21 protein-coding genes and 2 pseudogenes are annotated in these 18,419 nt (G+C 70.3%); 9 read left to right on the forward strand and 14 right to left on the reverse strand.

Annotated elements, in window-relative coordinates; genetic code table 11:
- Window positions 1–20: 20 nt before the first annotated feature.
- From AB0L56_RS02260 to AB0L56_RS02285, 6 genes and pseudogenes are all read right to left on the reverse strand, one after another.
- Window positions 21–404 carry a hypothetical protein gene (locus AB0L56_RS02260; RefSeq protein ID WP_365417978.1) on the reverse strand — a complete coding sequence of 128 codons (384 nt, stop codon included), beginning with the start codon at window positions 402–404 and terminating at the stop codon, window positions 21–23.
- The gene (locus AB0L56_RS02265; protein ID WP_365418888.1) at window positions 401–640 is read right to left on the reverse strand and encodes a hypothetical protein; all 240 of its coding nucleotides are present in this window, start codon (window positions 638–640) and stop codon (window positions 401–403) included. Before AB0L56_RS02265 ends, AB0L56_RS02260 begins: the two co-directional genes overlap by 4 nt.
- 117 nt (window positions 641–757) lie before the next feature.
- Window positions 758–926, reverse strand: a pseudogene (locus AB0L56_RS02270) (IS5/IS1182 family transposase); the annotation flags it as partial.
- Window positions 927–1,216: 290 nt separating this feature from the next.
- Window positions 1,217–1,510 carry a hypothetical protein gene (locus tag AB0L56_RS02275; RefSeq protein WP_365417981.1) on the reverse strand — a complete coding sequence of 98 codons (294 nt, stop codon included), beginning with the start codon at window positions 1,508–1,510 and terminating at the stop codon, window positions 1,217–1,219.
- Between the two features lie 281 nt (window positions 1,511–1,791).
- Window positions 1,792–2,061 (reverse strand): hypothetical protein, encoded by a 270-nt coding sequence (locus AB0L56_RS02280; protein WP_365417984.1) that lies wholly within the window; start codon window positions 2,059–2,061, stop codon window positions 1,792–1,794.
- 58 nt (window positions 2,062–2,119) lie between these two features.
- Window positions 2,120–2,389, reverse strand: coding sequence for a hypothetical protein (locus AB0L56_RS02285; protein ID WP_365417986.1), 270 nt, complete (start codon window positions 2,387–2,389; stop codon window positions 2,120–2,122).
- Window positions 2,390–2,603: 214 nt separating this feature from the next.
- Between AB0L56_RS02285 and AB0L56_RS02290 the strand changes: the two genes are divergently transcribed.
- Complete coding sequence (locus AB0L56_RS02290) at window positions 2,604–3,365, forward strand: hypothetical protein (protein ID WP_365417989.1); 762 nt, start codon at window positions 2,604–2,606, stop codon at window positions 3,363–3,365.
- A gap of 32 nt (window positions 3,366–3,397) precedes the next feature.
- Here AB0L56_RS02290 and AB0L56_RS02295 read toward each other — a convergent pair whose 3' ends face one another.
- A complete protein-coding gene (locus AB0L56_RS02295) occupies window positions 3,398–3,880 on the reverse strand; it encodes a hypothetical protein (protein WP_365417992.1) in 483 nt (160 codons plus the stop codon).
- A 76-nt stretch (window positions 3,881–3,956) separates the two neighbouring features.
- Here AB0L56_RS02295 and AB0L56_RS02300 point away from each other — a divergent pair, with 76 nt between their 5' ends.
- Window positions 3,957–4,256, forward strand: a complete 300-nt coding sequence (locus tag AB0L56_RS02300; protein WP_365417995.1) for a hypothetical protein — start codon at window positions 3,957–3,959, stop codon at window positions 4,254–4,256.
- 97 nt (window positions 4,257–4,353) lie between these two features.
- On the opposite strand, the gene AB0L56_RS02305 is transcribed toward AB0L56_RS02300, so the two are convergent.
- Window positions 4,354–4,776: a hypothetical protein gene (locus tag AB0L56_RS02305; RefSeq protein ID WP_365417998.1), complete on the reverse strand. Its 423-nt coding sequence runs from the start codon at window positions 4,774–4,776 to the stop codon at window positions 4,354–4,356.
- 93 nt (window positions 4,777–4,869) lie between these two features.
- Window positions 4,870–6,081, reverse strand: coding sequence for a pyridoxal phosphate-dependent aminotransferase (locus AB0L56_RS02310; protein WP_365418000.1), 1,212 nt, complete (start codon window positions 6,079–6,081; stop codon window positions 4,870–4,872).
- A 126-nt stretch (window positions 6,082–6,207) separates the two neighbouring features.
- Between AB0L56_RS02310 and AB0L56_RS02315 the strand changes: the two genes are divergently transcribed.
- Entirely contained in the window at window positions 6,208–6,948 is a 741-nt protein-coding gene (locus AB0L56_RS02315) for a hypothetical protein (RefSeq protein ID WP_365418003.1), read from the forward strand.
- 209 nt (window positions 6,949–7,157) lie between these two features.
- Window positions 7,158–8,090 carry a serine protease gene (locus tag AB0L56_RS02320; protein WP_365418006.1) on the forward strand — a complete coding sequence of 311 codons (933 nt, stop codon included), beginning with the start codon at window positions 7,158–7,160 and terminating at the stop codon, window positions 8,088–8,090.
- A gap of 30 nt (window positions 8,091–8,120) precedes the next feature.
- Here AB0L56_RS02320 and AB0L56_RS02325 read toward each other — a convergent pair whose 3' ends face one another.
- Window positions 8,121–9,731, reverse strand: a complete 1,611-nt coding sequence (locus tag AB0L56_RS02325; RefSeq protein ID WP_365418009.1) for a D-aminoacylase — start codon at window positions 9,729–9,731, stop codon at window positions 8,121–8,123.
- Between the two features lie 10 nt (window positions 9,732–9,741).
- On the reverse strand, window positions 9,742–11,013 hold the full coding sequence (locus AB0L56_RS02330) for an amino acid deaminase (protein WP_365418012.1): 1,272 nt from the start codon (window positions 11,011–11,013) through the stop codon (window positions 9,742–9,744).
- 135 nt (window positions 11,014–11,148) lie between these two features.
- Here AB0L56_RS02330 and AB0L56_RS02335 point away from each other — a divergent pair, with 135 nt between their 5' ends.
- The 5 genes from AB0L56_RS02335 to AB0L56_RS02355 all read left to right on the forward strand — a co-directional run bounded on the left by AB0L56_RS02335 (window position 11,149) and on the right by AB0L56_RS02355 (window position 15,864).
- Complete coding sequence (locus tag AB0L56_RS02335; protein ID WP_365418015.1) at window positions 11,149–12,339, forward strand: sugar kinase; 1,191 nt, start codon at window positions 11,149–11,151, stop codon at window positions 12,337–12,339.
- Window positions 12,336–13,094 (forward strand): IclR family transcriptional regulator, encoded by a 759-nt coding sequence (locus AB0L56_RS02340; RefSeq protein ID WP_361021993.1) that lies wholly within the window; start codon window positions 12,336–12,338, stop codon window positions 13,092–13,094. Before AB0L56_RS02335 ends, AB0L56_RS02340 begins: the two co-directional genes overlap by 4 nt.
- Before the next feature lie 14 nt (window positions 13,095–13,108).
- Entirely contained in the window at window positions 13,109–13,519 is a 411-nt protein-coding gene (locus tag AB0L56_RS02345; RefSeq protein WP_361021996.1) for a RidA family protein, read from the forward strand.
- A gap of 129 nt (window positions 13,520–13,648) precedes the next feature.
- Window positions 13,649–15,136 (forward strand): gluconate:H+ symporter, encoded by a 1,488-nt coding sequence (locus AB0L56_RS02350; protein ID WP_365418020.1) that lies wholly within the window; start codon window positions 13,649–13,651, stop codon window positions 15,134–15,136.
- 83 nt (window positions 15,137–15,219) lie between these two features.
- Window positions 15,220–15,864 (forward strand): hypothetical protein, encoded by a 645-nt coding sequence (locus AB0L56_RS02355; RefSeq protein ID WP_365418023.1) that lies wholly within the window; start codon window positions 15,220–15,222, stop codon window positions 15,862–15,864.
- Between the two features lie 31 nt (window positions 15,865–15,895).
- Here AB0L56_RS02355 and AB0L56_RS02360 read toward each other — a convergent pair.
- The 3 genes and pseudogenes from AB0L56_RS02360 to AB0L56_RS02370 all read right to left on the reverse strand — a co-directional run.
- Window positions 15,896–16,387 (reverse strand): annotated as a pseudogene (locus AB0L56_RS02360) (aldehyde dehydrogenase family protein); the annotation flags it as partial.
- On the reverse strand, window positions 16,380–16,784 hold the full coding sequence (locus AB0L56_RS02365) for a nuclear transport factor 2 family protein (RefSeq protein ID WP_365418025.1): 405 nt from the start codon (window positions 16,782–16,784) through the stop codon (window positions 16,380–16,382). The gene AB0L56_RS02365 and the pseudogene AB0L56_RS02360, both read right to left, overlap by 8 nt.
- Before the next feature lie 74 nt (window positions 16,785–16,858).
- Window positions 16,859–18,394, reverse strand: a complete 1,536-nt coding sequence (locus AB0L56_RS02370; RefSeq protein WP_365418027.1) for a cytosine permease — start codon at window positions 18,392–18,394, stop codon at window positions 16,859–16,861.
- Window positions 18,395–18,419 lie beyond the last annotated feature (25 nt).

An 18,419-nucleotide genomic window follows, 5' to 3' on the forward strand; every position in this document is an offset into this window, starting at 1 on the left:
CATTCAGCGGGGTTGCCGGCTCACACCGGAAGCCAAGCGGGCCACCACTGTGGCACATTGTCGGGCGGGCAGAAGCTGACCGGATAACCGTCGGGCGCATGCCAGATGGCCATCAAAGGCCACAGCAGTACAGCCGCGGCGGCAGTGGTCAGGAGTAGTGGATACAGCAGCCGACGACGGCCGGTAACCTTGCGCACCAGCACCCACAAGAATGTGGATGCAGCAGCCATGGAGGTAGATGCCATCACCAGATCTCCCAGGTTGGCCGATGTATTGACACCGATGTCGCAGTCATGCCAGGCGTTACTCAGCAGTATGGAGGCCGCAAAGCCGGACGCCAGGAAGACGACCCAGCCAATACCCCAGGCCGCGGCGCTGTACGGCCCCCTCTCATTCTCGCTCACAGCATTCCTTCGGGATGGGTGGATACAACGGGGGCGCCGGCGGTGTACCGGCCGCCCCCGCGGGCGCATGATGCCACCCCAGTCCCATACGGGTGTCCTCCGGAAGGCGGATGCCTTCCGGAGGAAGTCAATTCAAGTACCTTGTCGGTTCCCCGAAGTCCATCGATCATCTTCAGCATTTCTGAGTGAAACTCTTCCTGATCGGCGCCGTATTTGTTCCACAGGTCGATACCCATGCGCACCGTGACCTCGTCACCAGGACCGGAGGCGCCCACCAGTGGCAGGCTCTCCACCCCGGTACGTCGAGTCCCGGTGACACGCCGAACTCCAGGAGATCCTGGTCCAGCCCGGAGGCCGCGCCGACGTATCCCTGGCACGATGCCGCGGGCCCGGACCTGGTCGCGGTAAACGTCATGGTCGTAGCCGCGGTCGGCGAACAAGGGAGTCCGGCCTGCGGCGGGGACGCCCGACCCGGCCGCGGACCGGCGGAATCGCGTCGAGCAGCGGCAGGAGCTGGGACACCGCTGTCGAGTTCGGCATGCTGCGCCGGGCGGCAGGTGACACACCGTGATCTCAAGGCCGGTCTCTCGCAGTCCTACTGACGAGATCGCCGCCCCGCCCATCACTCGCCATCGCTTCCACGGCGACTGGAACTACACCATCCACCCCCACCGGCCGATGGTCGCGGCGACCACCGGCAGCACACTCCCCCTGATCGGCGACCGCACCGACACGGTCACCGTCTCGGTACCGCGAGGGGGGCGCCGGCAGGAAGACAACTGGCGCGCCCCGCGCATGGGGATCACCCTCAGTCAGAACGGGCTCGGGACCTGCGTCCAGACGATCACGATGAGGGCCAGATGGACGAGGCACAGCAGTCGCGCGGACTTCCATCTGAACGACACCCCGGCCGTGGCGGCGAGAAAGAGTGCGGACAGGATGAGGCAGAAGAAGGCGCCGGCCGCTGTGTCGGGGTCCGACGTCGGCGTGTTCTCGACGCCCACGGCGGGCAGGCTCAGGGCCAGCATGCCGACGGCGACGGCGTACAGTCCTGCGGTCAGCAGACCTCGCAGCCACAGGCCCGGCTTATGGTGCTCAGCTGTCACGTTTCGCGACGGCCCGGCTGTGTCTGCCGGGCAACCCCCACGCCTGACGGGCCGCCCTCCGAGTGGGGGCTGGCCCATGGTGGTACCACCGCATCCGTGCTCCAGGGCGCCGCCCGGGGCCATGAACCCCCCGATTCCCAGCCCGACCCCGACCAGCGCCCGAGCGGCTCCCAGCAACAGCAACAGCACCAACCCCAGTGGAACCAGCCCCCAGGCGGCGACTCTGAGTCCGCGGCCCATACGTTGCGACTGCATGAACGCCCCTCCCTGTCTGTCTCTGCTCAACTGCCGTGGACAGAGCGGCCCGGCTGGAACGTCGGGTCAAGGTCGTAGTCCGCGATACCGAAGGGTTTGAATTCCTTGTCCGCAAGGACCCGGTACAGGAATTCCGAGGTCGACATTTCGTACCTGCACCATTCGCCGACATCACCTCGCACGAGAATGCAATACTCACCCGGACGCTGTGCTTCGAGAAGCTCTCTCTCGACCGCATCCCAGGCGACATGGTGCGCCGACGGCTCCCAGCCAGTGAAGTCGATTGCACGTTGCACCCACATAGAGAATCCCTTCGGAAGGTAGGGTGTAGGCGGCTATCAGAATCCAGCGACTTCACGAGTTCAACCTCAGTAGTCCGCTGCTCGCGCCGTCGGCCCTGAGGGCGTCCTGTACCCGTTCCACAGCGGTGAACTGGTCCTGCATGTCCGCCACCTGGAGGGCTCGCCCCGGCTGCGGGCGCGGCTGGGGGGCGGGCAGTGTCCAACTGCCCAGAGTGATCTGCCCCGTGAAGCAACCCCCCGGCGCGGCGAGTTGTTCCGCGTTGGCGTCCCGCACCAGCCGCAGCAGCGGCTCCCAGGTCGCGAGGTCATGTATCTGGGACAACGGTGTTCTCCTGCCGGTCGGTGGTCGAGACAGGATCGGGCGTGAGCATAGGGCCGCCCACTGACACGCCGGCGGGCCGCGCACCAGTGACGTTCTGGCTGCCGCGTGCGCAGAAAGAAGCATGAACGTCATGGAATTCTTCCCGCGGGCCGATGACCGCGGACGGCCTGGTGACGGCGCCGGGACGGTCGGCCGAGTGCAAGGGCGTGACTGAGTGTTCCGCGCTTCCCTGCGTTCCTGGCTGATCCTCGCCGTGCCCGTCGTGGGGCTGCTGGTACTGACGTACTCCGCCACCACGCCCGAGCCGCGCGCAGCCGTGGACTGGCGGGCCGCTGCCGAGCCGTTGCGGGACACTCCGCTCTCCTCCGGCGGCACGGCCCAGCTCTCGACATGCGGGGTGAACGAATGGCCGCGCCCGAAACCACGGGGAAAGGCCGAGCGGAGCAAGAACCCCCAACTGGTGCTCACCAGTTGGGGCTACTACGACCCGGGGCCGAAGAAGCCGGGTGAACCCCGCTTCACCGTCCACGCGGCCATCCGAACGGGCAACCGCCCCCTGCTGCTCGACGCACCGGTGGCCGAAGGCCGGGTCACCCTCGATGTCCACGGCCCCCACGGTGAGGGCGTCCGCGCATCCGCCCGCGGTCTCACCGCGACCGTCGTGGACGGCGGTTTCATGGGCAAGCCGTTGGACGTCCCGGCGTCCGGCCGTTTCCGTGTCGATCCGGGCGAGGAGTTGCTCCTGGAGGTGGAGTTGCCGGCTGGGGCCGTGTGTCCGGGCCGTAGCCTGCTCGACGTCACCACTTGCTCGCCTCAGCACACCAACGACGCCGCGGACTGCCCGGTGCTGACGCTCACCGTCACCGACCCGGCGATCCGCACGTACCGCGCCGGGACGGCAGCCGACAGCGCCGCCGACTCTTTCAGCGACCGGCTGGTCACAGTTTCCCTGGAGCCGGACGTCTCCCGGGTGTGAGCAGGACCCCTCCGAGCATGCAGCCCCACGGCTCAGTCGCCCGAGTATCCGAAGATGCCCAGGTGGGTCGGCTCGGGCCGGTCATCGGTGTAGAGGAGGACGTACACACCCGTCCACCGCATACGGCACTCGTCCAGCAGCGTCTCCTCGGGATCGGGCGGGAGCCGGTTGGCCGTGCGGGCGTGGTCGAGGAGTCCGGCGAACCGAAGCGGTGTCGGTCGGCTGGTGCCGAAGTGGTGCAGGACGCGTTCCGGCGTCAGGGGACGCAGTGTCCCGTAGTCCTCGACGTTGAGCGGCGTCGGCGCTGCGGTGGAGTGGACGACACGCTGGATGTCGAGGATGGAATGCGTCCCCTCTTCACCCATGAACTCTTCGTCGGCCCAGAGGTCGTCCAGGCAGCCGTACATGTCGTCGTGGCCGTAGTACTCGTCGAAGACCCGCCGGTGCAAAGCCTCCAGCGACGTCTCGACGCTGCCTTCGTACGCGGTGACGTACTCCCACCAACTGGCGCCCACGGTCGTCCCTCTCTGTCATGGATCCGGCGTGATCCTAGGGCGATGAGTTCGGGCGGCGGACGGAGTCTGCTCTGTCATGACTCGTAACACAACCACCATCAACGTCAATGAGGTCACCTTGAGCGTCGAGTCGTTCGGTGACGACGACGCGCCGCTCGTCCTGCTCGCGGGCGGGACGACGATGCTCGCGCATGCCAAGCGCACCGTCCGGGTGCCGCTCGGCGAGGCGCCGACCGTGGCCGTCGTGCTCGGTGAGAAGGGCGGACAGGCGGGCTGCACGCTTGCGATCCGCGGCAAGCATGTCCAGCGGGCGACGGCATCGGGCGCGTACGGACGCGCGACGTGTGCGGGTGAGTTGCCCGTTGGCGAGCGCTGATCACTGAACGGGATGCGGGCCGGAAACGGGGGCGCCCGGTCCGCGCGTCGCTGCGGGTTCGCGCGGACCGGGGCCGTCGAGGGGAGCCCCGCAGGGCTCAGCGGGACGCGAGGGCGGGCGGCTGCAGGGCCGCGGCGTGGGCGTCCATCTGTTCGGCGGCGAGGATCGCCACCGCCGTGTCGGCGCGCGACGCGGCGACGACCAGGGCGCGGCCGGCGAGGGCGTGGGCGCGCCGGTGCAGGGCCGCCGCGTTCGGCTCGCGGTCCGTCGTGGCCGCCGACGCGCGGGCCGGCGTACGTCCTCCCCGCAGGCGTGTGACCTGCTCGGTGAGCCGCTCGGCCGCGGTGTCCAGTGCGGCCGAGGGTGCCGCGGCGCGCAGTTCGTCGGTGACGGCGAGCAGCGCGGCGAGATGGCCCGCGAGCTGAATGTCCAGCTCTTCCTCGCGCGAACGGTGGGGGAAGTCGTGGGGGGTGCCGGCCATCGTGCTGTGGACCGACTTGGCACGTATCGGCTCGTACATGGATGGCCTCCTGGGTGCTGACAGGAAGCCATCCTAGCTTAGATTTCGTCTAAAGTTGAGTCGTCCACAAGATCGGACGAACGGGACCGGTTGTCAGGGCTGGGCGTAACCGTCCAGGAAGCGGCCGATCCGGCCCATCGCGTCCCGCAGGTCGGTGACCGACGGCAGGGTGACGATCCGGAAGTGGTCCGGCTCCGGCCAGTTGAAGCCGGTCCCCTGGACGACCATGATCTTCTCGCGGCGCAGCAGGTCCAGGACCATCCGCCGGTCGTCCCTGACCTTGAAGACGTCGGAGTCGAGGCGGGGGAAGAGATACAGCGCGCCCTTGGGTTTGACGCAGCTCACGCCCGGGATCTGGGTCAGCAGCTCGTACGCCGTGTCCCGCTGCTCGCGTAGCCGCCCGCCGGGCAGGACGAGGTCGTTGATCGTCTGGCGTCCGCTGAGCGCCGCGACCACGCCGTGCTGGCCCGGCATGTTCGCGCACAGGCGCATGTTCGCCAGGATCGTCAGGCCCTCGATGTAGGAGTCGGCGTGGGCGCGCGGGCCCGAGATCGACATCCAGCCCACCCGGTAGCCGGCCACCCGGTACGCCTTCGACATGCCGTTGAAGGTGAGGGTGAGCACGTCGGGGGCGACCGAGGCGGTCGGGATGTGCTGCGCGTCGTCGTAGAGGATCTTGTCGTAGATCTCGTCCGAGCAGACCAGCAGGTTGTGGCGGCGGGCGATGTCGGTGAGGCCCTTGATGACCGCCTCGTCGTAGACCGCGCCGGTCGGGTTGTTCGGGTTGATGATCACGATCGCCTTGGTGCGGTCGGTGACCTTGCGTTCCACGTCGGCGAGGTCGGGCATCCAGTCGGACTGCTCGTCGCAGCGGTAGTGGACCGCCGTGCCGCCGGAGAGTGAGACCGCGGCCGTCCACAGGGGGTAGTCGGGCGCCGGGACGAGCACCTCGTCGCCGTCGTCCAGCAGGCCCTGCATCGCCATCACGATCAGCTCGGACACGCCGTTGCCGATGAAGACGTGCTCGACGTCGGTCTCGATGCCGAGGGTCTGGTTGTGCATGACGACCGCCCGGCGCGCCGCCAGCAGTCCCTTGGCGTCACCGTAGCCGTGCGCCGTCGACACGTTGCGGAGGATGTCCTCCAGGATCTCGGGCGGGCACTCGAAGCCGAACGCCGCCGGATTGCCCGTGTTCAGCTTGAGGATGCGGTGACCGGCAGCTTCCAGCCGCATCGCCTCCTCCAGCACCGGGCCACGGATCTCGTAACAGACATTGGCGAGCTTGGTCGACTGGATCACCTGCATGCTGGGAGCTTACGGCCCGGTATGGACCTTCGGGCCGTGTTTTCCGCCACGTGAGACGCATCGCGTTCGGGTGCTTTTGTCCGCTCGCTGTCCTGGAGGGCCCCGAAGTCCCTACAATGCGCCGCCATGTCCAGCCCATCCCCGTACGCCGACGGGGGGAACGACGTGTCGGATCCCCGCACTCCGCCGAACGTGTACCTCCCGCAGAGCACCCCACCCCCGGCGTACGACGCCTACGCCGACCCGGCGGCCGCCCATGGCTGGCAGAACGCCTACGACGAGACGCGCGAGCTGCCGCTTGTCGGGGTGGGTGAACCGGACGCCGCGGACGGTGACGCGGTGGGCCCTGCGGGGGTGGGTGGCGGGGTGGCTCGCCCCGGCGGCGAAGCGGCCGGGCGGCGGGGCCGCCGCAGGGCCGCCCCGCTCCCGCGCACGCGTCGCGCGGCGGTGGCCGGGTCGGCGGTGGGTGCCGTGTCGGTGGCGGCGCTGATCGCCGCGTTCGCCTTCTCAGGGTCGCCGTCCGACGGCGGCGAGGGGAAGGCCGACCGTGAGGACGTCACCACAGGGCGGTCCGAGGAGCCGTCCACGGTGGCGGACCCGTCCGTACCGGCCGGGGGCCCGGACGTCACCGGCAGCCCGTCGGCCGGCTCCGCCTCCCCGAGTGCGAGCGGCTCCGGCGACGACCGGAAGGACGGCACCGGGGAGGGTGATGAGCCGTCGTCCGGGCCTTCCGCCACCGCCTCCATCACCTCCACACCGACCCTCCCCACGGCGTCCCCCACCGCCTCCACCGGCCCGGGTGACCCTGGTCCGGGCAACTCCGGCGACCGGCCGGGCCGAGGGCAGGGCCCGAAGCGGTCCGGCTAGCGGCGGGTGCCCGGACACGGGTCCGGGGCCGTCGGGCCGCCCGTCGGTCACGCATGTCCGGCCTGGTGAGGGGTCCGTCCCCGGTTAAGTTACCGGCTGGAAACAAGGCCTTGCCCCCTCGGCTTACGCGTGCTGACAATGCGCATGACAATTCTGTGGGCGGCTGGAGGATGCCCTCCGGCCGCCCGACGCCGCAAGAGGGGACCCCCATGAGAAAACCTCTCGTCGTCGCGCTCTGCGCCCTGGCCTTTGCCGGGGCGGGCGCGACCCCCGCGGTCGCCGCCGCGCCAACCCCCACGGGCGCGGACACGACCACGGACGCGGTCCCGACCACGTTGACGGATCTCGTCAACGACACGGTCGGGACCGCGGCGGACACCCTGTCCGGACTCACCGCGCCGAAAGCCGGCGCGGTGAACTTCGCGGGTACCGTCTCGCTCAGCAACTGCTCCGGATCCGTCGTCCGCATGCCCGACTCGGCGGCCGACGACCCGGCGCTCGTGCTCACCAACGGTCACTGCCTGGAGAGCGGATTCCCCGCCCCCGGACAGGTGCTCGTCGACCGGGCGTCCAGCCGCAGCTTCGGACTGCTGAACTCCTCCGGCTCCAAGGTCGCCACCCTGCGCGCCGACCGGCTCGTGTACGCGACCATGACCGACACGGACGCCGCGATCTACCGGCTCGGCACGACGTACGCGCAGATCAAGAGCTCGTACGGCATCGATCCGCTGACCCTGAGCGACACCCGTCCGGCGGCCGGCACGGCCATCAGCGTGGTCTCCGGCTACTGGAAGCGGATCTACAACTGCTCCGTCGACGGGTTCGCGTACCGCATGAAGGAGGGCGACTGGACCTGGAAGGACTCGGTCCGTTACACCTCCGCCTGCAACACCATCGGCGGCACCTCCGGCTCACCGGTCGTCGACGACGCCACCCGGCAGGTGGTCGCCGTCAACAACACCGGCAACGAGGACGGCGAGCGCTGCACGGTCAACAACCCGTGCGAGGTCGACGAGAACGGGCAGGTCACGGTCCGTCAGGGCATCAACTACGCCCAGCAGACCTATCTGTTCCCGGCCTGCTTCGGGGCGGACAACAGGCTCGAACTGAGCGCGAGCGGTTGCTCGGTGCCCAAGCCGTAACAAGCCGTGTCCGGTAAAAAGGGCGGGCGGTCAGCGGGGAGTCCTGCGGACCGCCCGTCCCGCCAGGACGTCCGTGCGCCGCCCGTCCTCGATGACGAACCGCCCGTCGACCATCACATACGGAATCCCCGTCGGCAGCGTCCGTGGCTCGGCGAAGCTCGACCCCGCCGCCACCGTCCGCGGGTCGAACAGCACCAGGTCCGCCCGGTAGCCCTCGCGGACCAGCCCCCGGTCCGGCAGCCTCAGCCGCGCGGCCGGCCGCGCGGTCAGATGCGCGACACATTCCTCCAGCGACAGCACCCCCAACTCCCGCACGTAGTGCCCGAGATAGCGGGGGAACGTCCCATAGGCGCGCGGGTGCGGCTTGGCGCCCCGCAGGATGCCGTCGGAACCGCCGGTGTGCACCCGGTGTCGCATGATCGCCCGGACGTTCTCCTCGTGGCCCACGTGCTGGAGGATCGTCGGGGCGAGCCTGTCCTTCAGCAGCAGTTCCCGCGCGACCGCCCAGGGCGACTCACCGCGCTCGCGCGCCGAGTCGAGGACCGTACGGCCCACGTACTCGCCGAGCGCCGGATCGCCGACCCCCGAGATCTCGATGGTCTCCCACTCCACGGGCACCCCGTGGCAGCCGTCCGAACCGGTGACCTCCAGATGGTGCCGGATCCGCTCGGCCGTCCCCTCGTCCGCCAGCCGCCGCAGGATCTCCTCCGGACCGCCCTCGCTCGCCCAGCTCGGCAGCAGCGCCACGAGGGTGGTGCAGCCCGGGGTGTAGGGGTAGGTGTCGAGCGTGATGTCGGCCCCGGCGTCCAGCGCGTCGTCCAGCAGGGCCAGCAGCTCCGGCGCCCGGCCCTTGTTCACGCCGAAGTTCATCGTGGCGTGCGCGAGATGCAGCGGGCAGCCCGCCTCCCGCGTCAGCGCCACCATCTCCTCGTACGCCTGAAGCGCGCCGGCGCCGTAGGAGCGGTGGTGCGGGCAGTAGTAGCCGCCGTACGACGCCACCACCCGGCACAGCTCGGTCAGTTCGGCGTCCTTGGCGTACATGCCGGGCGTGTACGTCAGTCCCGACGACATCCCGACCGCGCCCTGCTCCATGCCCTCCGCGACCAACCGCCGCATCCGCTCCAGTTCGCCGGGCGTGGCCTCACGGTCCTCCCAGCCGACGGCGAGCGCGCGGACCGTACCCTGCGGGATCAGATACGCGGCGTTGACCGCGATGCCCCGGTCGAGCCGGTCCAGGTACTCGCCCACCGACCGCCAGTCGAAGTCGATGTCGTCGCCCGAGCCGTTCCACCCGGCGATCGCGCGGCGCACCTCGCCGAGCGTGCGCTCGTCGACCGGCGCGTACGACAGCCCGTCCTGGCCGAGGACTTCGAGGGTGACGCCCTGCGCCGCCTTGGCGCTGTGGTCGGGGTCGCGCAGCAGCGCCAGATCGCTGTGGGCGTGCATGTCGATGAAGCCGGGGGCCAGCACGAGCCCCTCGGCGTCCAGTTCACGGCGTGCCTTCGGGCGCTGACAGCCCGCGTCCGCCGCCTCCTTCACGATGGAGACGATGCGGCCGCCGTCCACCACCACGTCCGCGCGGTACGAGTAGTCGCCGGAGCCGTCCACCACGTCCGCGTCCCGGATGACGAGCTCTTCCATGTCCGGCCTCCTAGAAGAACGTACGGACGTAGTCGACCACCGTGCCGTCGGCCTCCGCGACGGGAATGAGCACCCACTTGTCGAACGACGTGCACGGGTGCGACAGTCCGAGCCCCACCCAGTCTCCCACCTCCAGATCGGCCTCCTCGGTGGTACGCAGCCACGCGTGCTGGTCGGACAGGCCGGTCACCGCGATCCCGGTGGCCGGGCGCTCGCTCCCGTCCCGTCGCACCACCTGGGCGAACGGCAGATCGAGGTCGTAGGCCGCGTCCCGCTTGCCCGCGTTGGTGAACGCCTGCTCGGCGGACGGCCGGGACACCACCTGCGTCCACAGCCGGAACGCCGGCTCCAGCGCGCCTTCCTCCGGGACCCGGTTGAAGGGGGTCAGCTTGCGGTAGTGGCCGTCGTCGTGGGAGACGTAGGCGCCCGAACGCAGCAGCTTCAGCACGGGTGCCGAGAGCTCGGGGATCTGGGCGAAGACGTCCGCCACCGCGTCGAACCAGGCGCTGCCGCCCGCGCTCACCACGATCTCGTCGAGGCCCTCGAACCGGCCCGCCTTGTCGAAGTCCACGGCGAGGGCCACCAGTCGCCGCAGCCAGGCGTGCACCCGCTCCGGATCCGCCCGCGGCACCTCGCCCTCGTACCCGGCGACCCCGGCCAGCCGCAGCGACCGCGCGCCCGCCACGGCATCGGCGACGGCGGCACACTCCGCCTCCGTGCGTACGCCGGTGCGCGCGCCCTCGCCGGCGGCGAGCTCGACGACCACGTCCACCGGACGGGCGGCCCCGGAGAGGGCCGCGTCCATCAGTTCGACGCCGCGCACGGAGTCGACGTAACAGACGAAGCGGAATCCGGGGTCGGCGTCCAGCTCGGCCGCGATCCACCGCAGGGCCGCCGCGTCCACCAGTTCGTTGGCGAGGAAGACCCGCTGGATCCCGTACGCCCGCGCCACCCGCACCTGGTGCGGAACGGCCAGCGTGATGCCCCACGCGCCGCGCTCGATCTGCCGCCGGAAGAGCTGCGGCGCCATGGAGGTCTTGCCGTGCGGCGCGAAGGCGAGACCGTGCCGGGCGGTGTACGTCTCCATCAGCTCCAGGTTGTGCTCCAGGCGCTCGGCGGAGAGCGCGAGCACCGGGGTCGTGAACCCGTCGGTGAACAGGTTGCGCCGCTGGGCGGCCAGCGCGCCGACGGTCAGTCCCTCGGCGTCCGGCGGGAGGCCCTTGAAGCGGTGGTCGACACGTTCCTCGGCGAGGCGGGCGAGAGCGTCGGTGCCGGAGACCATCGGGAACCTCCCTGATCAGGAGTGTTGCGCTTTGTGCAACATCCATTGCGTATATCGCTTACCGCTGTCTAACATCTCGGCCACGCGGGGTCAACGGACACCGCTGCACCGCACCGGACGAGGAGCCCCGCCATCGTGACCGTCACCGGAACCGGCAACGCCCCCGACGTCGTGGACGTCGTCGCGCTCGGCGAGTCCATGGTGACGTTCCTGCCCTCCCGGCCGGGCGGCCTCGCCGACGTCCCCTCCTTCCATCGCGGCATCGGCGGAGCGGAGTCCAACGTGGCCTGCGTGCTGGCGGCGGCGGGGCACACGACCCGGTGGCTCAGCAGGGTCGGCGCCGACGGCTTCGGCGACCACCTCGTCGAGACGGTCGGCGGCTACGGCGTCGACGTGTCCCACGTCCGCCGCGACCCGGCCCGCCCCACCGGCATCTACTTCCGCACGGCCGGCGACCGCTCCACCGACGACCACGAGGTCGCCTACTACCGGTCGGGCTCGGCGGCCTCCGCGATGTCACTCGCCGACTTTGACCCGGACGCGGTGGGCGCGGCGCGCATCCTCCACCTCTCCGGCATCACGCCGGCGCTGTCCGAGGGATGCCTGGCCCTGATCCGCGAACTGACCGCCCCCCGCCCCGGCCGCCCCCTGATCTCCTTCGACGTCAACCACCGCCCGGCCCTGTGGCGCGACGGCCACGGCCCGGAGATCCTGCTGGAGTTGGCCCGCCGCGCAGACATCGTCTTCGTGGGCGAGGACGAGGCGGAGGAGGCCTGGGGCCTCACAGGCGAACACATCCGCGAAGCGCTTCCCGAGCCAGACCTCGTGGTGGTGAAGCGGGGAGCAAGGGGAGCTGTGGCACTCCCGACGTACCGCGGGCAATCGTGCCTCCCCCAGTGCCTGAAGGGCCTGGGAGGTGCCCCCACGGGCGATGGGGGTCCCCCCGCTCGAGCGAAGTCGGGAGTGGGGGAGGGTGGGCGCGACGGCACCCCGCAAGCGCCGGGCCGCGCAACCACCCCGCGCCCGGCCACAACCGCCCCCGCCCTCAAAGTAGACGTAGTCGCCACCACCGGCGCCGGCGACGCCTTCGCCGCAGGCTTCCTCTCCGCCACCCTCCGCGGCCTCCCCCTCCGCGCCCGCCTCCGCCACGGCCACCTCACCGCCGCAGCCACCCTCACCGCCCCCGGAGACCTCGCCCCACCCCCCTCCCGCGCCCTCGCCGACCGCCTTGCCGCCCTCGACGACACCGCGTGGGGGAGACTGCGACTCGGCCCCGGTTGGACCGACACCCTGAGCCGGGCCGAACAGGAGGCACGCACCCCATGAGCCAGACCGTAGACCGCGCCCTGAGCATCCTCCCGCTGCTCGCGGAAGGCCCCGCCGACCTCGGCCAGGTCGCCGACCGCCTCGGCGTGCACAAGTCCACGGCCCTCCGCCTCCTGCGCACCCTCCACGAGCACGGCATGGTCTACCGCCAGTCCGACCAGCGCTACCGCCTCGGCGCCCGGCTCTTCGCCCTCGCCCAGGAGGCGATGGAGAACCTCGACATCCGCGAGATCGCCCACCCCCACCTCGTACGCCTCAACGAGCAGTGCGGACACACCGTCCACCTCGCCGTGTACGAGGAGAACGAGGTCCTCTACATCGACAAGGTGGAGAGCCGCTACCCGGTCCGCATGTACTCGCGTATCGGCAAACCCGTCGCCATCACCGTCGCGGCCGTGGCCAAGCTCCTCCTCGCCGACCTGCCCGAACCGGAGCGCCGCGCCCTCGCGGAGAAGCTCGACTACCCCATGTACACGTCCCGTTCGACACCCCACGCCACCGCGTTCCTCCAGGAACTGGCCAAGGTGCGCGAACAGGGCTGGGCCACCGACCTCGGCGGCCACGAGGAGTCCATCAACTGCGTCGCCGCGCCGATCCGCGGCGCCGACGGCCGGGTGGTCGCCGCGATGTCGGTCTCCGCGCCGAACGTCGTCGTCACCGCCGACGAACTCCTCACCCTGCTCCCGCTGGTGCGCCGTACGGCGGACGCGATCAGCGGCGAGTACTCCGGCAGGACCCCGGCAGAACTCCAGTGAAGGAAACACCCCGCATGACCGAGAAAGTCGCGCTGACCCCCAACACCCACACCACCCCGCCCGCGAAGTTCTCCCACGGCGTCCGCAAGGGCAACATCCTCCAGGTCGCCGGCCAGGTCGGGTTCCTGCCCGCCGAGGAGGGCAAGCCGCCCACGCCCGCCGGTCCGACCCTGCGCGAGCAGACCCTCCAGACCCTCGCCAACGTCAAGGCGATCCTCGAAGAGGGCGGCGCGGGCTGGGACGACGTGATGATGATCCGCGTCTACCTCACCGACGTGGACCACTTCGCGGAGATGAACGAGATCTACAACGCCTACTTCGAGGAGCAGGGCCTCACCCAGCCGCCCGCCGCCCGCACGACCGTCTACGTCGGTCTCCCGGCCGGCCTCCTCATCGAGATCGACGCGCTCGCCGTCCTCGGCTGACCCGCGCCGAGACCCCCACATCCGCACGCCGGAGTCGTCGTCACGGCACGGTGTCCCGCACCCCCTGGGACGCCGTGCCGCGATCCCCCCTGCCCGAAAGCCCCATGCCCTTACCCAGAGGACCCCCGAATGTCCCATCCGCTCCTCCCGCTCGCCGCCTCCGCACCGGCTCAGACACCACCGCACACCGGAGGACTGCTCCTCCTCCTCGACGGCACCGCGGGCCTGCTGACCGTCGCCGCCATCGGCATCGCGCTGCTCCTCTTCCTGATCATCAAGGTCCGGCTCCAGCCGTTCGTCGCACTGCTCGCCGTCTCCATAGCCGTCGGCCTGATGGCGGGTCTGTCGGTCACCGAACTCTTCGGCACGGTCCAGCGTTCGGACGCGGTGTCCACCATCGAGTCGGGGATGGGCGGCATCCTCGGCCATGTCGCGATCATCATCGGCCTGGGCACCATGCTCGGCGCGATCCTCGAAGTCAGCGGCGGCGCGGAGGTCCTGGCGGGCCGGCTGCTCGGCCTGTTCGGCGAGAAGCGGGCCCCGCTCGCGATGGGCCTCACCGGCCTGATCTTCGGCATCCCGGTCTTCTTCGACGTCGGCATCTTCGTGCTCGCGCCAATCGTGTACGCCGCCGCCAAGCGCTCCGGCAAGTCGATCCTGCTCTACTGTCTCCCGCTGCTCGCCGGACTGTCCGTCACCCACGCGTTCCTGCCCCCGCACCCGGGCCCGGTGGCCGCGGCCGGACTGCTCCACGTCGACCTGGGCTGGGTCATCCTGATGGGCATCGTCTGCGGTCTGCCGGCCGTCGCCGCCGCCTGGGTCTTCTCCGCCTGGATCGGCAGGCGCATCTTCGTCGCCGTACCGCAGGACATGGTGGAGGCCGCGCAGGAGGCCAAGGACGCCGTCGCCGCCGACCAGCGCGCCTCCGGGGCCGAGCCCCGGGAGGCGCCGGTGCCGCTCGGCACGGTCCTCGGCATCATCGGTACGCCGCTGATCCTGATCCTCGCGGCGACCTTCTCCTCGATCGCGCTGGACGAGTCCACCCTCCGCTCGGTGATCGAGTTCTTCGGCCACCCGTTCGTGGCGCTCACCCTCGCCCTGTTCCTCGCGTACTACCTGCTGGGCATCCGGCGCGGCTGGTCCCGCACATCCCTGGAGACCGTCTCCACGTCCTCGCTGAAGCCGGTCGGCAACATCCTGCTGGTGGTCGGCGCGGGCGGTGTCTTCGGCGCGGTCCTCAAGGGCAGCGGGGTCGCCCAGGCGCTGTCCGACACCTTCAACGACGTCGGCCTCCCGGTGATCGTCCTCTCCTACCTGATCTCCGTGGTGCTGCGGGTCGCGCAGGGCTCGGCGACGGTGGCGATCGTGACGACGGCGGGCATCGTGGCGCCGCTGCTGGCGGAGGGGGACCATTCCCAGGCGTTCGTGGCGCTGGTCATCATGGCCATCTCGGCAGGCTCGATCTTCGCCTCCCACGTCAACGACGGCGGGTTCTGGATGGTCGCCAAGTACTTCGGCATCAGCGAGCGGGACACGCTCAAGACCTGGACGGTGCTGGAGAGCGTGCTGTCCGTGGCCGGCTTCGCGGTCGCCGCGGCGCTCAGCCTGGCGGTGTGAGCCATGGTGCCCGTGTAGGCGTCTGATAACGAAGTTGGGGCTGGCTGTGACCGGCACAGGTTTGTCGACCATACTCCTGCGGTGTGGAGCAGCGCATAGGTTCGAGCAGCCAGCCCCTGGAAGGCGCCGGATTCGACCCGGCATTCATCCCCGGGCTCACCGCGCCCGCGTCCGGCCGGGAGGAGGACGCGAAGGCGAAGGCGGACGGTCCCGAGGAGGACACGGCGCCGGAGGCGGACGCCGGGACGGAACCCGAGGAGGAGGCCGTCGAGGCCGCCGAGGAGCCCCAGGCGTCCGAGGACGGCTCCGAGGCTTCCGAGGAGGACCCGGAGCCCGCCCCCGAAGGCCCCGTCTTCGAGGCGTCCGACCGCCGCGCGAGAATCGTCGCCGACCACAGCGGGGTACGCCTGCGCCTGGACGACCAGGAGTGCGAGTTCCGCTGGGACGAGATCGGGGCGGTGGAGACGGAGACCCCGCGCTTCGGCAAGCGCTACACGGTCACCGTCCACACCCCCGACCGGCGTTGGTACTTCCTCGAGATCGAGGCCGACTCCCGGAACCGGTTCACCGAGTGGGACGCCGGACTGGACGCGGTCCTGGACGAGTACTTCGACGACGAGGCGGACAGGACGGCGGACGACGCGGAGACGGCCGCCGACGACTCCGAGGAGGCGAAGGATTCCCAGGACTCCAAGGACTCCGAGGACTTCAAGGAGCCGGCGTCCTGAGCGGTAGCGGCCCCCCGTCGCCCGCCGGGCCTCAGAGCGAGGTCATGACGTGCTTGATCCGGGTGTAGTCCTCGAAGCCGTACGCGGACAGGTCCTTGCCGTAGCCGGACTTCTTGAACCCGCCGTGCGGCATCTCGGCGACGAGTGCCATGTGGGTGTTGATCCACACACAGCCGAAGTCGAGGTTCTTCGACATCCGCATCGCCCGCGCGTGGTCCTTGGTCCACACCGAGGAAGCGAGCGCGTAGTCGACGCCGTTGGCGTACCGCACGGCCTCGGCCTCGTCCGTGAAGGACTGGACCGTGATGACCGGGCCGAAGACCTCGTTCTGGATGATCTCGTCGTCCTGATGGAGGCCGGAGACCACGGTCGGGGCGTAGAAGTAGCCGCGCTCGCCGACCCGGTGGCCGCCGGTCTCGATCCTCGCGTGCTCGGGCAGGCGCTCGATGAAGCCGCTGACCTGGGCGAGCTGGGCCGCGTTGTTGGGCGGTCCGTACAGCACGCCCTCGTCGCCGTCAGGCTGCTGCGGTACGGGCGGACAGGTGCTCGTGGACGGCGAGCCACCGGCCGTTGCCGGCCCGGCGGAAGACGATGGTCTCCCGTTCGTGGACCGTCTCCTCGCCGGTGTGGGTGGCGACCCGGGTCTCGACGTCGTGGCTGAAGACAGCCGTGTCGCCGAAGGGCTGGATCAGCTGTGCGGACGAGGTGCAGCCGAGGATCCGGAAGCCGTCCTGGTCCACCCACTGCTGCCACAGCGCCCGGTACTCGGCCGTGGAGCCGAGCCGCCGCGGGGTGGTGTGGAAGACGAAGGTCGCGTCGGGCGCGAAGGCGCCGAAGTAGTCGTCGAGGCGGCCCTCGGCGAAGGCGGCGATCAGCGCGTCCGCGGCGGTTCGGACCTCCTGGACGGTGGTGGTGCTCAATGTACGGCTCCTGGTCATGGGCGCTCGGTGGTCGGGCCGCAGCCCGTGTGTCGGGCTGCGGTGGGTGACGGGCGTCAGCGGGCCACGGCGGGCTCGGTCGCGCTCTCCTCGGCGTCGCCGGTGATCGGCGGCACCGGGGCGTCTGAGGCGCGCACGAACCGGGGTCCGGCCGGTCCGTACACGGCGCGCGGTTCGGGGAACAGCGCGAGCAGGGCGAGGTAGAGCACGGTCGCCAGGGTGAGGCCGACCAGCAGCGAGATGTCCGTGCCGCCCGCGAGATCGCCGAGCGGGCCGACGAACTGGCCGGGCAGGTTGGTGAAGAGGACCGCCACGATGGCGGAGACCAGCCAGGTGGCCAAGCCACGCCAGTTCCAGCCGTGCGTGAACCAGTAGCGGCCACCGCGCTGGCGGCGGTTGAAGACCTGCAGCGCCTCCGCGTCGTACCAGCCGCGCCGGGTGACGTAGCCGAGAGCCATGACGATCATCCACGGTGCGGTGCAGGTGATGATCAGCGTGGCGAACGTCGAGATGGACTGGGCGAGGTTGAGCGCGAAGCGGCCGGCGAAGATGAACGCGATGGACAGCACACCGATGAAGACGGTGGCCTGGACGCGGCTGAAACGCGGGAAGACGCTGGAGAAGTCCAGCCCCGTGCCGTACAGGGACGTCGTGCCGGTGGACAGGCCGCCGATCAGGGCGATCAGGCAGAGCGGCAGGAAGTACCAGCCCGGGGAGATCGCGAGCAGACCGCCCACGTAGTTGGGGGCGGCCGGGTCGACGTACTTCTCGGCCTTCGAGGCGATGATCGACGCGGTCGCCAGGCCGAAGAGGAACGGCAGCAGGGTGGCGATCTGGGCGAAGAAGGCGGCCCCCATCACCCGGCGGCGCGACGCCCCGGCCGGGATGTAGCGGGACCAGTCACCGAGGAACGCGCCGAAGGAGACCGGGTTGGAGAGCACGATCAGCGCGGAACCGAAGAACGAGGGCCAGAACAGCGGGTCGGCCGTGGAGGCGAAGGCCCCCGCGTAACCGGCGTCGAAATCGCCGGCGAAGGCGAAGGCGCCGAGCACGAAGAGGGCCGACGCCGCCAGGACCGCGATCTTGTTGACCAGCAGCATGAACCGGAACCCGTACACGCAGACCACCAGGACCAGCCCGGCGAAGATCGCGTACGCGACGGCGTAGGTCAGATTCGACTCGGGGACGTCGGCGAGCCGGTGCGCGCCGCCGACGAGCGCGTCCCCCGAGGACCACACCGAGATCGAGAAGAACGCGATGGCGGTGAGCAGGGACAGGAACGAGCCGACGACCCGGCCGTGGACACCCAGGTGCGCGGAGGACGAGACGGCGTTGTTGGTGCCGTTGGCAGGGCCGAACAGCGCCATCGGGGCCAGGAGCAGCGCACCCGCCAGCAGACCGAGGACGGTCGCCGCGACGCCCTGCCAGAAGGACAGGCCGAAGAGGATCGGGAAGGCGCCCAGCACACAGGTCGCGAACGTGTTGGCACCACCGAAGGCGAGCCGGAACAGATCGATCGGACGGGCCGTGCGGTCCTGGTCCGGGATCCGCTCCACGCCATAGGTCTCGATCTCGGTTATCGACGCCGTCATGGCATCACCTTTCGGTCATACAGGA

This window comes from Streptomyces sp. NPDC052079 (genome assembly GCF_040680275.1).
Taxonomy (GTDB): domain Bacteria; phylum Actinomycetota; class Actinomycetes; order Streptomycetales; family Streptomycetaceae; genus Streptomyces.